Source organism: Pseudomonas sp. SWRI99, assembly GCF_014270125.1.
Taxonomy (GTDB): domain Bacteria; phylum Pseudomonadota; class Gammaproteobacteria; order Pseudomonadales; family Pseudomonadaceae; genus Aquipseudomonas; species Aquipseudomonas hamedanensis.
In genome coordinates this window covers 198,219-214,409 of record NZ_JABWQR010000004.1, presented here as the reverse complement: position 1 = coordinate 214,409, position 16,191 = coordinate 198,219, and the positions used below count along the sequence as shown (strand labels likewise).

The window sequence follows — 16,191 nt, the reverse complement described above, 5'->3', positions numbered from 1 at the left end:
CAATGTTGCGTTTTCAGACGACTTGAATGCCGTTCTGCACCCATAGGTGGTGGCTCGGATCCTCCTGTGCCGTGTATTGGACATAGTCGATGCCGTCGGCTTGCTGCGTACCCTCTGCGGTCCAGCCATCGGTCATGTGCACGCTGTCCTTTTCGTCACCCTTGATCAGCAGCGTGTTGTTGTCAGCAGATGTGATCGCCAGCAGATCGCTGAGGTTCAACGTCAGCGCAACCGCACTGGAATGGTTGAGGTCGAGGGTTTCAACGTTGTGGATCTTGCTCTGCAAATCGCCGAGGTTGATCGCCACGTCGCCGCCAGCCCAGAGCAGGGTGTCGGTGCCGCTGCCGCCATCGACCGACGTGAACTGTTGGTCGGCGATGATCAGCGTGTCGTCGCCGACGCCGCCTTGCAGCGAAATGGCGCCACCGTGCGAACCGTCGAGGGTGTCGTTGCCGTCGGTGCCCTGGATCAGCTCACTGCCAGTGGCGTGCGCCAGACCGAGGTCATCGCTGGCCAGTGCCGAGAACGCGGTGGTAGCGAACGCACCGGCCCTGTTCAGGTCGATGGTCAGGGTGGCGGTATCGACGCTGCCGTTGGGGTGGGTCAGTTGGTAGGTGAAGGTGTCTTCCTGACCAATGACCGCATCGGTCAGTCCCGCCTTGAGCGTGTAGGTGTAGTTGCCGTTGGCCTGGACCAGCAAGGTGCCGTAGTTGCCGACCAGCGAGACGCCGTTGTAACCCGGCGCCACGTAACTGCCGGCGACCAGCACGCTGAGCAAGGTGTAGACCGAGCCCAACACATCGGCGCCGCCGCCCGCGGTGTCGGTGAGCAGGTTGCCCGACACGGGCGTGTAGCTGCCCACCACAAATTGATTGGTGTAGGTCGCCACGTTGATCAGGCTGGTGTTGACGCTGGTGAGCAGGCCGAGGCCGCCCACCGCTACCCGCACCTGATAACTGCCAGCGGTCTGGTCGTCGAACTTGATCCCGTAGTTGCCGCCGCCCAGATTGAGCAGCGCATTGCCGCCGTAGCTCTTGACCAGCACGTACTGGTTGGTGGCGGTGTTGAGTTTGTACAGGCCCACCGTCATCGAACCCAACAGCGCCAGCAGGTTGCTCGAATTGACCACCACGGTGAGATCGCTGACCGTGTCCGCCGCCACCACGGTGTTGTAGTTACCGCTGCCGCCGCCCAGCAGCACGTTGAAAGTGCCGAGGTTGGAGTTGGTGGTGACTTCACGGTTGACCAGAGTGACGTCGGTTGCAGCGACATCCGCGGTGGCGTCAAGCACCAGCGCGGGGCTGCCGAGGTTGGCGTCATTCCACACTTCGGTGGCTTGTGGGCTGTCGATACGCACGTACAGATTGGCGGTGTCGCTCAAGCCGTTCGGGTGCACCAGTTGGTAGCTGAACACATCGACCTTGCCGACACTGCTGACGCTGCCGTTGGGCGTGTAACTGTAGTTGCCGCTGGCATCGATGGTCAGCGTGCCGTACAGCCCTTGCACCGTGGTGCCGGCGCCGGCACTGACGTAGGCGCCGTTTTTGAAGATCTGCAGTTGCGCGCCGTTGTCCGGGCCGGTCTGGTCCGCTGTGCCATCGACGCCGACGTTGGTGATGACGTTGCCGGTCACGGCTGGCCCGGCAATGCCGTTGAACTGGGTCAGGCTGCTGACGTCCAGTTGCAGTTGCGTATTGACCGTGGTCAGCACGCCGATGCCGGTGCTCGCCACTGTCAGTCGGTAGTCGCCCGCCAACAGGTTAGCGATGTCGACCCGCACGCCCTGGCCGGCCAGGGCAATCAGGTCGAGCAGGCCAGCGCTGCCGTTGGCGTCGAGTGTGACCCAGACGCCGCTGGCGTTTTTCACTTGCAGCGTATAGACCACGCCATCGATCAGCGAGATCAGGCTGCTGGTGGTCAGCGTCAGGGTGGGGTCAAGGCGCGTGCCACTGGACACCGTGAACGTAAAGGTTTTCGAGAAACCCGACAGCAGCGTGGTGAACGAGTCGTTGAACGTCTGCGTCGCAGTGGCCGGCGTGAGGGTGACGGTGCCGACGGCGAGGTTGTCGCTGGCCACCACCGGCGCGTTGACGTCGATGTCTGGCGCCGTGACGTTGGCGGCTACCGAGACGTTGCCGCGAGCGTCGCTCAGGTTAACGGTGAGTTTCTCGCCATTGATCTGCGCGCTGTTCAGGGCAATGGTAAATACCCCGAGGTTATTCACCGTGCCGGTGCTCAGGACCGTGCCGGTGGCCGACTTGATGGTGACCGTCGCTCCGGCCTCACCGGTGCCCGTGACGGTCAGACCGTCGGCGCCGACCAGCAGCGCCGTAGCGGCCGCGGGCGGAGTCAGGTCTGGCGCCGTCGCGGTGGCCGGCGCCGAAACGTTGCCGCTCGGATCCGCCTGGGTCACGCTGAGAACCTGGCTGTTGATTTGTGCCGAGGCGAGCACCACGGAGAAACTGCCGTTGGCGGCGACGGTGGCGGTGCCCAGCACCACACCGCCAGCGCCGCGCACGCTGATCGTCGAGCCGGGCACACCGACGCCAGTGAGCAAAGTGCCGCTGCCATTGACAGTGACGCCGGTCGGGGCGCCGGGCGCGATGACGTCCGGCGCCGTCAGGCTGGCGTTGGGCGACAGGTTGCCAGCCGGATCGACCAGGCGCACGGTCAACAACTGTCCATCCAGTTGCGCGCTGTTGAGGTTGAAGCTGAACGTGCCGCCACTGCCTACCGTGGTGGTGCCGATCAATGCGCCACCGGGGCCATAGACATTGACCGTTGCACCGGCTTCACCGGTACCGCTCAAGGTCAGACCGTTCGCGGCAAGCGTCAGGCCGCTGGCCGCGACGGGCGCCTGCACATCGCTCGCCGTCAGGTTGAACACCGGTGAGAGATTGCCCGCCGGGTCTGCCTGTTGCACGTTGAGCTGCTGGCCGTTGAGCTGGGCGCTGGACAGTTGCACGGTGAAGGTGCCGCCGGCATTGACCACGGCGGTGCCCAGCACGGTGCCGGCCGCATTGGTCACGCTGACCGTGGCGCCGGCTTCACCCGTGCCGCTGACCGCCAGCCCGGTACCGTTCAGGGTCACGTTGCTCAGCGGCGCCGGCAACGTGGTATCGGCGACGCTGAAGTTGGTGGGTGGTGAAACATTTCCCGCCGCGTCACTTTGCGTGACGCTCAGTTGCTGGCCATTGAGCTGTGCGGACGACAAGGTCACCGAGAACGTGCCGTTGCCAGCCACCGTCGCGGTGCCCAGCAACGCACCACCGGCACCGCGTACGGTGACGGTGGCCCCGGCTTCACCGAGCCCGCCCAGTACAAGGCCGGCGCCGCTCAGCACCAGTGCCGTCGGTGCCGCCGGGGCGGTGATGTCTGGCGCCGTTACGGCAAGACCGGAAGAGGTGTTGTTGGCCGCATCGGTCTGTACAGCATTGAGTACCTGACCGTTGACCTGTGGCGCATTAAGTTGTGCGCTGAAGGTGCCATTGGCGCCAACCACCGCGTTGCCCAAGACCACGCCGCCAGCGCCGGTAATGATGACCGACGCGCCGACTTCGCCGCGCCCGGTGACCAGCGTGCCGCTGGCATTGACCACCAGATCGCTGAGCGGTGCCGGTGCCGAGGTGTCGGCCGCGGTAATTTCGCTTGGCAGCGAGGCGCCGCCCAGCGGGGTGTTGGCGGTGACTTCGAGACTTTCGCCGTTGGTTTGCGCAGGCGTCAGCACGACGCTAAACGTGCCATCCGGGCCGGTGATCCCCGTACCAATCAGGCTGTTGTCAGCCCCGAAAACGTTGATCGTCGTGCCGATCGCCGCCGTGCCGGAAAGCGTCACGCCATCGGCCGAGAGGGCCAGGTTGTCCGGCGCATCCGGCGCCGGAACCAACGGAACGGTAAGGAGGGTGTCCTCGGACACGTTGGTGGCGACGTCCGTCTGGTTCACCGTCAGCACTTGGCCGGCAGTGATGCCCGGATCGAGATCGATCAGGAATGTACCGTTGGCCGCGACGGTGCCGCTGCCGACGACATTGCCGAGCGCGTCGGTGACCTCGACGCTGGCGCCGGCTTCGCCGCGACCGGCGAGTTGGCTCAAGTCGCCGCTGATGGTGAGGCCGGTGACGGCATCCGGTGCAGTAATGTCATCCACGGGGTAGAGCAGCGTTGGCGATGCGTTAAGCGCCTCATCCGTCGCGATGACCGATAACAACTCACCGTTGGCCTGGGCCGGATTGAGTGTGACCGTGTAGGTGCCATTGCCCAAGGCCACTGTCGTGCCCAGCACGGTGCCGGTGGACGACAACACCGTCACGGTGCTGCCTGCTTCGGCAGTTCCCGCGAGCAAGGTGCCCGCGCCGGTCAACGAGGTGACCGTTGGCGCGACCGGTGCAGTGGCGTCCGGTGCGTCGACCAGTGCTGGCTCGGACAGGTTGTTTTGCGCGTCCGCCTGGACCACCGACAGTGTCCGGCCATCGAGTTGCGCAGCCGCGAGCGTGACGCTGAAACTGCCGTCTGCGCCGACTGTTGCCGTGCCGAGCACGACCGCGCCGTCACGGACGGTGACGACCGCGCCGGGCTCACCGGTACCGGTCACGGTCAGGCCGTCCTGGCTGACGCTGAGGTCGGCGACTTCCAGCGGATCGGTGCTGTCGCCCGCTTGCACGGGCGCGGCTGGCGAAGTGTTTGAGGCCAGGTCGGTCTGATTGACGCTCAACACCTCACCGTTCACCTGCGCCGGATTGAGGGTCACGCTGAACGTGCCATTGGCGGCCACTGTCGCAGAGCCGAGCAAGGTGCCGGCGGCGCTGGTCACGCGCACGGTGGCGCCGGCTTCACCGGTGCCGGTCAGCGTCAGCCCATCGGGACTGAGGTCGAGGCCGGCGGGAGCGGCGGGCGGCGTGATATCCGGCGCGGTGACAGGCGTGACGGGCGAAGGGTTGCCCGCGGCATCGCGCTGGATCACCGACAAGGCTTCACCGTTGAGCAACGGCTGATCGAGGGTCACGCTGAAATTGCCATCGGCCGCGACGGTGCCAGTACCGATGATGGTGCCAACGGCGTTGGTCACCACCACCTGCGAACCGGCCACACCGGACCCGGTGATGAGGCTGCCGCTGGCGTCGATATCGACCTCGGTCAACGCAGCAGGCGGCGTGCTGTCAGGCGCTGCCAGCGTGCCGGCAGGCGAGGCATTGCCCGCGGCATCGGCGAGGACCACGAAAACCGCCTGGCCGTTGGTCTGTGCCGGCGTCAGAGTGATCTGGAAGCGACCGTCGCTGCCCACCGTGCCGGTGCCCAGTTCCGTGCCGTCGGCCAAGGTGACACGGACGCTGGCACCGACTTCGCCGCTGCCGGTGAGCGAGTTGCCGTCGGCATTGAGTTGCAGATCAACCGGCGTCGCCGGAGGCGTCAAATCCGGTGCGGTGACCGTTACCGGCGCACTGACGTTACCGGGTGGGTCGGCCTGCTGAACGCTGAGGATTTGTTCATTGATCTGCGGCGGGCTCAGGGTGACGCTGAAGGAGCCGTCGGCGAGGACCACGCTGGTGCCGAGCAAGACGCCATTGGCATCTTGCACCGTCACGGTCGCGCCAGGTTCGCCGGTCCCTGTGACCAGCGCGCCCGCGCTGTTGATGTCGACATTGGCCAGCGGGTCGGGCGGGGTGAAGTCCGGCGTGGTCAGGCTCACCGCCGGGGAGTCATTGCCCGCGGCGTCAGCCTGGACCACAGTGATGACTTCGGCGTTGCTCAGCGCTGGCGTCAACGCCAGCGTGAACGTACCGGTCGGGCTGACGACTGCAGTGCCGAGCACGTTGCCGTCACTGTCGATCACCCTGACCTGGGCGCCGGGTTCGCCGCGACCGGTCACGGTTGCACCGTCGCCGCCGATGCTCAGTTGTGAAACCGCCGTTGGCGGTGTGCTGTCGACCGACGTGAACGGTGTGGCTGCCGAGGTGTTGCCCGCTGCGTCGGTCAGCGAAACCGTCAGGGCCTGGCCGTTGGCTTGCGGTGTGGTCAGGGTGAGTGCAAACGTGCCATCAATGCTCACGGTGCCGGTGCCGACCAGTGTTCCGGCGGCGTTATACACGTTGATCGTGGTGCCGGCCTCACCGGTACCGGACAACACGCTGCCGTCATTGCTGACCGCGAGCGCTGCCGGTGGGTTGGGGGCAATCAGGTCGGGCGCGATCAGGCTGACGCTGTTGGATTCATTGCCGGCGGCGTCGGCCTGACTCAGGCTCAGCGTCTGGCCCGAGGTTTGCGCCGGGCTGAGGGTAACGCTGAAGGTGCCGTTGGCGGCCACCACTGCGCTGCCGAGAATAGCGCCACCAGTGCCGAGCACGGTCACGGTGGCGCCGGCTTCACCGCGTCCGGTCAGAGCGGTGCCATTGGGTGCCAGACTCAGTTCACTGAGCGGCGCCGGTGCTGCGATGTCAGCAGCGGTGTAGTCGGTCGGGGACGAGTTGATGCCCGTACTCGACGTCGCCACGGCAGACAGTCGCTCGCCGTTCAGCTGCGCGGCATTGAGCGTGACACTGAAGGTGCCGTTGGCCGCCACCAGCGCGCTGCCGAGCAATCCTCCCGAGGCATTGCGAATACTCACGGTACTGCCAGCCGTGGCAGTGCCGGTCAGGGTCAAGCCGTCGGCGCTGAGCGTCAGATTGGTCGGCGCACTTTCCGCCAGGTTGCCCGGGGCGGTTACCGGTGTCGCCGGCCCGGTGTTGCCCGTGGCATCGATCTGCAGGACCGAAAGGGTCGAACCGGCCACTGCGGCGGGGGACAGCGTCAGGCTGAAGCTGCCGTTGTTGCCGACGGTGGCGCTTCCCAACAGGGTTGCGCCGGCGTCGCGAACTTCAACGGTGGCGCCGGCTTCGCCGGTACCCGTCAACGTCGCGCCATTGGCGCTGACCGCCAGATTGCTGGCCGCCAGGGGCGCCGTGGTGTCGGCGGCATTGATCAGTGCCGGGGCGGATGGATTGCCCGCCGCGTCACGGGCCGTCACGTTCAGCACCTGGCCGTTGGCTTGCGGGCTATTGAGGGTCAGTTGGAACGTGCCATTGGCGGCCGCGGTCGTGGTGCCGAGGATATTGCCTTGGCTGTCGCGCACGGTCACCGTGCTGCCAGCCTCGGCGTTACCGGCCAGTTGCACGCCGGCTGCGTTTAGGCTCAATGCGCTCGGAATGGCCGGCGCCGTCAAGTCCACCGACACCACTTCGATTGCAGTGGAAACGTTGCCCGGCGGATCTTCCTGAGTGACCGTCAGCACTTCGGCATTGAGCTGTGGCGTGTTCAAGGTGACGCTGAACGTGCCACCGTTGCCGACCTGCGCCGTGCCCAGCAATGTGCCGTCGGCGCTGCGTACCGACACCGTGGCGCCGGGTTCACCGTGACCGGTGACCGTCACGCCATCGGCATTCACCGCGACTTGCGTCAGGGCGGCCGGTGGGCTGATGTCGGGCGCGTTGACACTGGTCGACGGCGAAATGTTGCCGGTCGGGTCGGTCTGGCTGATCGCCAAGGCCTCGCCATTGGTCGGCGCGGGCGCCAGCGTCACGCTGAACGAACCGTCTGCGGCAACGACAGCGCTGCCCAGCAAGACCCCGCTTGCGTTACTGACGTTCACGGTCGCACCGGCTTCACCGGTCCCGCTGAGGGTGCTGCCATCGACGCTGATCAGCGGGTTTTGCACGGCGGCGGGCGGGGTGCTGTCGACAGTGGCGACGCCGGTGGAAGTCGAGGTATTGCCGTTCGCGTCCGTCAGCGTGACCTGCAAGGTTTCACCCGAGTTCTGCGCGTTGGGCAGGGTGACCTGGAAGTTGCCGCTTTGATCGACCAGACCGGTCGCCAGTACATTGCCAGCGGCGTCACGAATCGTCACGGTGCTGCCGGCTTCGCCCTGGCCTTTGACCACGGTGCCGACGTCATTGATGCTGACACCGGTCGCGGCGGCAGGTGGCTGCAGATCCGGGGCGATAATGCTGGCGGGCGGCGACGGGTTGCCGGCGGCATCGCTTTGCGTCGCGGTGAGCGTCTGGCCATTGAGCTGCGCCGGCGTCAGCGTCAGGCTGAACGTACCGTTGCTGGCAACCAGTGCCGTGCCCAGCACGGCGCCATTGCTGTCGGTCACGGTCACCGTAGCACCGGCTTCGCCTCGGCCGGTGAGTGCGCTGCCATTGGCATTGAGCAGCAGATTCGACACAGCGTCCGGCGCCGTGCCATCGCCCGCCGTAACGGTGCCTGGCACCGACACGTCACCGTCAGGGCTGGTCGCGGTGACTTGCAGCACTTGCGCGTTGATCTGTTTGGCATTCAGCACCAGTGTGAACCGACCGAAGCTGTTGATCAGCCCCGATCCGAGCACATCGCCATTGCTGTTGGTCACGGTCACCGTGCTGCCAGGCGTGCCCGCGCCCGTCAGGGTGAAACCGTCGGCGCTCAATGCCAGTTCGCTTGGGGTCGCGACCTGCGAGCCATCAGGGCCTGCGAGCGGCACCGCCGACGAGTCGTTGCCACCGCCGTCAGTGCTGATCACTTCGAGGCTACTGCCCGTGCCTGCCGCAGGGTCGAGCGGGACCACGAAGCGGCCGTCTGCCCCAGCGGTGGCGGTGCCCAGCACGCTGCCGCCGGCAATGCTGACGGTGACGACCGTGCCGGGCTCGGCAAGCCCCGACACCTGATCACCCGCCGGGTTGACCGCCAGATCGCTGACCGGCGCAGGCGGCGTGCTGTCCGGTGCGGTGACATTGCCCGGCAGCGAGCTGTTAGTACCGTCGGAGGCTACCACCTGCAAGGCTTCGCCGTTGTTCTGAGTGGTATCGAGATTGGCCGTGAAAGCGCCACTGCCGTCAGCGGTCGCGCTGCCAATGACGTTGCCGTTGGCATCCAGCACCTGCACCGTGTTACCAGGCTGCGTCGTGCCGGTCACTGTCGCGCCTGCCGGATCGATGATCAGACCGGTCGGCGCGGGTGGGGCGGTGATGTCCGGCGCGGTGACCGGGGTGACCGGTGAGGGCAGGGCGCTCGCATCGGTCTGGATGACACTCAATACCTGGCCGTCAAGTTGTGCCGGACTCAGGTTGACGCTGAAGCTGCCGTCGCTCGCAACAACCGTGGTACCCAGCACTGTGCCGTCCGGCGCGCTGACCGTGACCGTGCTCCCAGCTTGCCCGGTCCCGGTCAATGTCACGCCATTGCTGCCAAGCACGACGTTGTCAGGTGCCAGCGGCGCCGTGGTGTCCGCCGCGGTCAGCGGTGTCTCGGGCGAAACGTTCACGCCATCCGATTGGCTCACTTGCAGCGCTTGACCATCAGTCTGCGGGCTGTTCAGCGTTACCGAAAATGCACCGCTGCCGTCGACGATCGCGGTGCCTAACGTATTGCCGGCCAGATCCTTGACCGACACGGTGGCGCCAGGCTCACCGCGGCCGGTGAGTGTTGTACCGGCCGCATCCAGCGCCAGATCCGCAGGGGCGGCGGGGGCCTGAATATCAGGTGCCTGGACCGGCACCGCCGGAGCAGCGGAGGGCGAGCCGTCCGTCTGCACGACGCTCAGATTCTGGCCGTTGGTCTGTGGCGACGACAGATTGATTTCGAAGCGGCCGTTGCTGCCGACGATGGCCGTTCCCAAGACGACGCCAGCTGCGTCGGTCACGGTAACGGTCGCGCCGACCTGGCCCGCGCCGGTGACGATTGCGCCGTTCGCCGAAATTGACACATCAGAGACTGCAACCGGTATCGTCAAGTCCGGTGCGATCACATTGACTGGCGCCGACGGGTTGCCCTCAGCGTCGGTCTGGATCACTTGCAGTTGTTGCGCATCGGTCTGCGCCGTCGCGAGGTTGACGGTGAAGTTGCCATCGGCGCCCACCGTGCCAGTGCCGATAATATTCCCGGCCGGGTCACGGACGGTGATCGAGGCGCCCACTTCGCCCTTGCCGGTCAGCGTCTGGCCCTGGGCATCGAGTGTGAGGCCCGTGAGCGGCGCAGGACCTTGGGTATCAGGCGTCACATAAGTCAACGGGGCAGAGGTGTTGCCGGCACTGTCGCTGGCACTGACCAGCAGCGTTTCGCCATTGTTCTGCGGGCTGCTCAGCTGCACGACGAACGTGCCGTCTGCTGCGACCACGGCCGAGCCGAGTACGTTGCCGTTGGCATCGCGTACCGTAACGGTTGATCCGGCCTGTCCGCGCCCCCTCATTTGAGCGCCATCGACGCTCAGGACGAGGTCGCTTGGCTGAGTCAGGCCGTCGAGGTCAACCGTTATGAGGGTCACCACCGGCGACGGATTGGCCGCCGCGTCAGTGAGCTGCACGTTGAGTGTTTCCCCGTTGATCTGCGCAACGTTGAGTTGCACCGTGAACGAGCCATCAGCTGCGACGAGCGCTGTGCCGAGCACCGTCCCTTGAGCATTGGTGACGCTGACGGTGCTGCCCGGTTCGCCACGACCTGTGATCGAAAGACCATCGCTGCTGATCGCCAGATCAGTCGCGGCGCCTGGGCCGGTGATGTCCGGCGCATTGAACGTGACCGCTGGCGATTGCGTGCCAACGCTGTTGATTGCCAGGACACTGAGGACTTCGCCGTTGGCCTGCGCACGGATGAGCGTCAGGAGAAAGGTGCCGTCGGCGCCCACCACCGCGCGCCCGAGCAACTCTCCGTTGGCCGCGCGAACTTCAATGGTTGTTCCCGCTCTGGCGGTGCCGGTCAGTTGGCTACCGTCACTGCTCAAACCGAGATTAGCCGGGGTTTGCGGTTCGACAATTTCCGGTGCGCTGACCGTGGCACCAGAGGATGTATTGCCGGCCGCATCGGTGGCACTGACGATCAGTGGCTGTCCGCCGGTCTGCGCCGGGCTGAGTGCGACATTGAAAGTGCCATCCGCCGCCACGACGGCGCTGCCGAGCAGGGTGCCATCGGCGGCACGCACCTCTATGGTGGCGCCGGCTTCCCCGGTCCCGCCCAGTTGCGTGCCATCGGCGCTTACGCTCAGATTGGCGGGCGGCGTGGGCGCGGTGGCATCCGGCGCAGTGACGGAGCCGGGTGTGGAAACATTGCCCGCAGCGTCGGTGAGCGTGACGTCGAGCGGTTGGCCATTGGTCTGCGGCGTACCCAGTTCAACCTGAAAGCGCCCATCGGCCCCTACGGTTCCCGTGCCTAGAATATTGCCCGCCGCGTCACGTATCTGCACCAGACTGCCGGCTTCGCCAAAACCACTCAGCACTCGGCCATCGGCCGATAAGGTCAACCCGGTCGCAGGCGCGGGAGGCGTCGCATCACCGCTGCTTGCGCCACCACCACCGCCTCCACCACCACCTCCACCCGCGGCCGCCGCAGCGCCCCCCGCACCCAGCAGGCCGAGCCCGGCGATCGCCCAGGCGGGCGTCGCACCTTCGACCACGCCGACGCCGGCAATCAGTTCGTCCAGCGAACCGATTTCGTCGAAGGTAAAGCCATTGAACGGTTCGGCGTTGTAGCGCGCCTGCCACAGCGTCGCGTCATCGCCTTGAAAGACGATGTCGTTGGCAACACCGTCAGGGCTGGTGACAAAGAAATTGGAAATTTTGATCTGCTCGCCGCTTTTCAGATTGACGATCAAATCTTGACCGCTCCGGCTGGTTGAAGCCAGCTGGTCGGGGCTGACGGGCATTTGTACAACTGAAGGCTGGTTGAGCTGAACATTGCCCCAGTTTTGGGCAGTGAGCTGAGAACTGGATTTGTCGGCGATGACGATGTTGTCCATTACTTCTCCCTGAGAGTGCATGGGTGGACGTCCACGGGTATGTCCAGAACCATAGATAACGCACGTCAGTTGGGGGCGTCTGATATCTGGCGATAAACCAAAGGTCTTCAGGCGGATCAAATATCTTATTGATTAAAAAAGAGAAACAAGGACTTATCCGTTGATCGGAATGTTGGATCCAACCAAGTTTTGAATGAAACAAAATGTGTCGCCTTCACCGTTTGCCCAAGGCGTAGGCGATTCTCCTGTCACCGGCGTCGGCGATAACGGCTGCGCCATATCCAACCGCGTGATTCACCTTCAACGGGTGTGCCTACCAAGGAATTAATGCCTGAGGAAGGAGAGCGAGACAGGCTTGTACAAGAAAACCGGGTCATCGGTTTTCTATGCCTGCGTACCCTCTTTTTGCTGATCTACAAGTTGATGCGCTAGCTATCTAACCTCGAAATGATCGAGCGTGACGATAGCTAGCGGCCCCTGTCAGGCGTGGGTGATAGACAGGTCGGTGATAATGCACATCGAGCCGTCGTTCGGGTCGGTGGTGGCGGAGTAATCGATCTGGTTATACACCCCGCCGTGGAAAGCCAGGGTCTGGGTGCTCCAGGTGTCGTCGAAGCGCAGGATGGCGGAGGTGGACTTAACCCCGTTGCAACTGGCCGACACAGACACGGCACCGTTTGCGTTGGCGTGGATGTTGAGTTGGAACAATGCGCCGAGCGGCACATTTTCCAGCACCGTCGTGTTGACCGGATCCGCTTGCAGAAAGCTCGCGCGGAATCCCAGAGTGATCTTGCCCTTGTTCCAGAACACCTTGAGCGGAGGCTGTTGGGAACCCTTCACGTGTATCTGGCCGATGACCACTTTCTGCAAGGCGTTGACTTTCACCAGGCGCATTTGCTGACGGCACCAGTGGTCAGGCGCACTGGATATCAGCCAGTACCCCGGCTCTTTCCATTCACAGCGGGTGCGCTTGGTGCTCTTGCTGGAGGCACCCAAGGTGGGCGCCGTCATCTGCAACGAGCCGTCCGGCAGCATTGCGATGACTTCAGGGCACTCGAGCAGTGCTCGCGAACCGATCAGTTCCAGCGCAATCGGGTTGGTCGGCGAAATGGGCAGGGGGGTGGTGATGGTGAAATTGCTGATGTCCACAGTCATTGTCGAGCCCTCACTTCATTGGATGTCACCTGTCGGCCCTGTCGAGCCGTGATTGATTCGGCGGCAAGAAAATGGCGCAGCAAGCGGCCACTGCACACGCCATCAAAGCAGTGAAAACCCCGGTCGCCTCCAGCAACGTGCCAAAAAGCGGTGTGCCGGCGGTCTGGCCGAGCGCCAGAACGAGGAAGGGAATACCGAGGCCCAGGTCCGGGCGATCCGGGAACAGACCGATGCCCTGAATCAGGTAAGCGCCAGACGAAACAATGTAAGCCGCGCCGAACAGGCACAGGGCTGCGAAGCCGTACATCGGCGCGACTGCGGCCGCCGCCAGGGCAAGCGTGCCAAGGGCAATGCCGAGCAGGGCGAGTCCATGGATTCTGGCGATGCCGAATCGACGGGGCAGCACGCCCGTGAAGCCGCCACCGAGACCGGCCACGCCGAGCACTATCCAGGCCCAGGCAATCGCCCCTTCGGTGAAGCCGGATTCACCACGCAGAATGTCGGCGCCGAATGTCCAGACCGCCGTGCTCGCCAGCCCCATCAGAAACGCGCTGCCACTGAGGGCAAGCAAACCGGGCCGTGCCAGCATGGGCCAAGAGACGCTCGGTGCAGCGTCACTCGCAGCGTCTGGCGCTACGGCGAACCACAGCCAGAGCGTTATCGCGACGCCGATCATCGCGAACAGCGCATACAGTTCACGCCATTGCCCGGCGGCCAACATCGCCGCCACGCCGGAGAATACGATGCCGGCCGCCGTTCCGGCGTTGATGACACCATTGGCCCGAGGACGCTGATCGTCGGCGAACTGCGCAGCGACGGCGCTGGCCAGCGGTGGTGACGTCAGGCCGGTGCTCAAGCCGGCGAGCGCGACGCCACAACCCAGCATCCAACCGTTCGAGGCCTGGACCATCACGGCCATCCCCAGCGACGCCATGGCGCCGGCAATCACTGCCAGCGCACGCGCGCTCAGCCGGCCGTTGCCCAAAAACGTCGCGACGATGCCGACACAGTAAGCGGCGAAGGCACTGCCGCCGATCCATCCAGCGGCCGATACGCTGAGCCCCAGATCCACACGAATTCTTGGCAGCAGCAGTCCATAGGCAAAGCGCGCCAGGCCATACGACAGGGCGGTGAGGGCGAACGCGGCCGCAACCAGATTAATGCCGCGTTTCATCCGTTCGCCGCCCGGTTGTGCGCAACGGGGTCATTTCTTCGCCGAAGACGTTTTGGCGCGAGGCTTTTTCTCCGCTGACGCAGGCGTATCTCTGGATTTTTTCTGTGGCGCAGGCGGCGCTACGCTGCTGGCGATAGAGCCTGGCAAGCCGTCCGAATCGAACGCATCCAATTCCGCTTGTGCCTGGAACCAATGCTCGAAATCCTGACCGTGGGGACGGCCTTGTTCTTCCCAGATGCGGTAGGCGGTTTTTCTGAGGGTTTCTTCGTCCATTTCAGTTCTCCTGCGGATGGAATCGTTGCATGCGCTGACCGCGCGTCACCCCAGCGTCATGGCGAGGTTAAGCCCGAGCACCACCATGATCGACACTGCGAAAATCTTTCGCGCCCAGGCTTTTTGCTCGGTTGCCGGAGGGCTGCGCAGCGCGAGCCAGAGCCAGTAGCCGCCAAGGCTCGCCACGAGCAAAAAATACGCCACGCCGAGTCGGCTGATCAGGCCCAGCAAGAGGCTGGCGGCAAGGAACGCAATCATGTAACCGAGGATCTGCTTGCGCGCCTCGGCGAGCGTCAAGGTCGGTAATCCGGCGGCCTTGAAATCGTCGCGGCGCATCAACGTGATGGCGTGGGAGTGCGGCATTTGCCAGCAACAGAACACCACGATCAGCATCCACGCCGTCGCATCCAGGCGTGCCGTCACGGCGCAATAACCGATCACCGGCGGCATCGCACCGGACAGACTGCCGACCAGCGTGCCCCAGTGCGAGCGGCGCTTCATCAGGCACGTGTAAACCCCCGCGTAAATCAGCAGACCGACCGCCGCCGCTGCGCACGCGACGGCATTGGTGCGTGTCCACAACAGGCCAAAACCGATCAGGCCGAGCGTCAGGGCATAGCACAGCGCGGTCGGGACCGAGACGGCGCGAATCGCCAGCGCACGGTGGCAGGTGCGTACCATGCGCCGGTCGATGTCGCGGTCGACGCAATTGTTGATGACGCAGCCACAACCGATGACCAGCGCCGTTCCCAGTAACGTCGCGAGCAGATGCCCTGGCGCAATCGGCTGCCCGGCGCCGGCCAGGCAATACGCGCCGAACACCGACGCAAGATTGCCGAAGATGATCCCGGGCTTGGTCAGTTCGATACCGACATTGAGCGGCAGCAGCCATTGCTTCAGTGCGCCAGCATGTTGTGATGAATGCTGTTCATGATCCATAACGAGAGCCCCACGAGCAGCACAATGATGACAACGGAAAAGATCAGCGCGATCAGGTTCCAGCGCTGCTCTGCGGCGGTGTCCAGGTGCAGGAAATATTTCAGATGGACGAAAATCTGCACCACACCCAGCGCGACAACCACCCACGCGGTGAGGTGTCGCGGCAGCGTGGGATACATCACCAGCGCAAACGGGATCGCGGTCAGGACTACCGAAATGATGAACCCGATCAGGTACGAACGGGCGGTGCCATGGCTGGTGCCGGCACTGCTATGAATCGGACTTTGGTTATACATGTCAGACCACCCCCAGCAGATAAACCACGGTAAATACGCAGATCCACACCACGTCGAGGAAGTGCCAGAACAGGCTCAGGCAACTCAGGCGCGTGGTGTTGGTATTGGTCAGGCCGCGGCTGCGGATCTGCGCCATCAGCACCGCCATCCATACCAGCCCGCTAAGCACGTGGGCCCCGTGGGTGCCGACCAGAGTGAAGAACGCGGTGAGGAAACCGCTGCGGTCCGGCCCGTAGCCTTCGGCGATCAGGTGATGGAATTCGTTGATTTCCATCGCGATAAAGCCGCAACCCAGAACGAACGTAACCCCCAGCCAGCGCAGCACATGGCCGGTGTGATTGCGGTTCATCGCCAGCATTGCGTAGCCGTAGGTGATGCTGCTCAACAACAGCAGCGCGGTTTCGACCAGCACATACGGCAGCTCGAAAATGTCCACCGTCGACGGACCGCCCGCCACACTGTCGCGCAACACCGCATAGCCGGCGAACAGCGTGGCGAACAGGATGCAGTCGGTCATCAGGTAGATCCAGAAACCGAACACGCGCATCGAACCCGCATCTTCGTGGCCCTGCTCATGGCTATGGGCGATGTCTTTATCCAGCACGATATTGGACATG

The 16,191-nt window shown here is 64.4% G+C and carries 7 protein-coding genes; all 7 read right to left on the bottom strand.

Translation table 11 applies throughout. The annotated features are described in order from the left end of the window. Nucleotides 1–13: 13 nt before the first annotated feature. Nucleotides 14–11,737, bottom strand: a complete 11,724-nt coding sequence (locus tag HU743_RS05110) for a BapA/Bap/LapF family large adhesin (RefSeq protein ID WP_186647343.1) — start codon at nucleotides 11,735–11,737, stop codon at nucleotides 14–16. 480 nt (nucleotides 11,738–12,217) lie between these two features. Beyond that, nucleotides 12,218–12,892, bottom strand: coding sequence for a polysaccharide lyase family 7 protein (locus HU743_RS05105; protein WP_186647341.1), 675 nt, complete (start codon nucleotides 12,890–12,892; stop codon nucleotides 12,218–12,220). 25 nt (nucleotides 12,893–12,917) lie between these two features. Next, on the bottom strand, nucleotides 12,918–14,066 hold the full coding sequence (locus HU743_RS05100; protein WP_186647339.1) for an MFS transporter: 1,149 nt from the start codon (nucleotides 14,064–14,066) through the stop codon (nucleotides 12,918–12,920). Nucleotides 14,067–14,096: 30 nt separating this feature from the next. Then, on the bottom strand, nucleotides 14,097–14,339 hold the full coding sequence (locus tag HU743_RS05095; RefSeq protein WP_186647337.1) for a DUF2934 domain-containing protein: 243 nt from the start codon (nucleotides 14,337–14,339) through the stop codon (nucleotides 14,097–14,099). Nucleotides 14,340–14,384: 45 nt separating this feature from the next. Next, on the bottom strand, nucleotides 14,385–15,278 hold the full coding sequence (gene cyoE / locus HU743_RS05090) for a heme o synthase (protein ID WP_186647335.1): 894 nt from the start codon (nucleotides 15,276–15,278) through the stop codon (nucleotides 14,385–14,387). Further along, nucleotides 15,236–15,574, bottom strand: a complete 339-nt coding sequence (cyoD, locus tag HU743_RS05085; protein ID WP_186647333.1) for a cytochrome o ubiquinol oxidase subunit IV — start codon at nucleotides 15,572–15,574, stop codon at nucleotides 15,236–15,238. The genes cyoE and cyoD overlap by 43 nt, the downstream gene beginning before the upstream one ends. A gap of 1 nt (nucleotide 15,575) precedes the next feature. Next, the gene (gene cyoC / locus HU743_RS05080) at nucleotides 15,576–16,190 is read right to left on the bottom strand and encodes a cytochrome o ubiquinol oxidase subunit III (protein WP_186546385.1); all 615 of its coding nucleotides are present in this window, start codon (nucleotides 16,188–16,190) and stop codon (nucleotides 15,576–15,578) included. Nucleotide 16,191 lies beyond the last annotated feature (1 nt).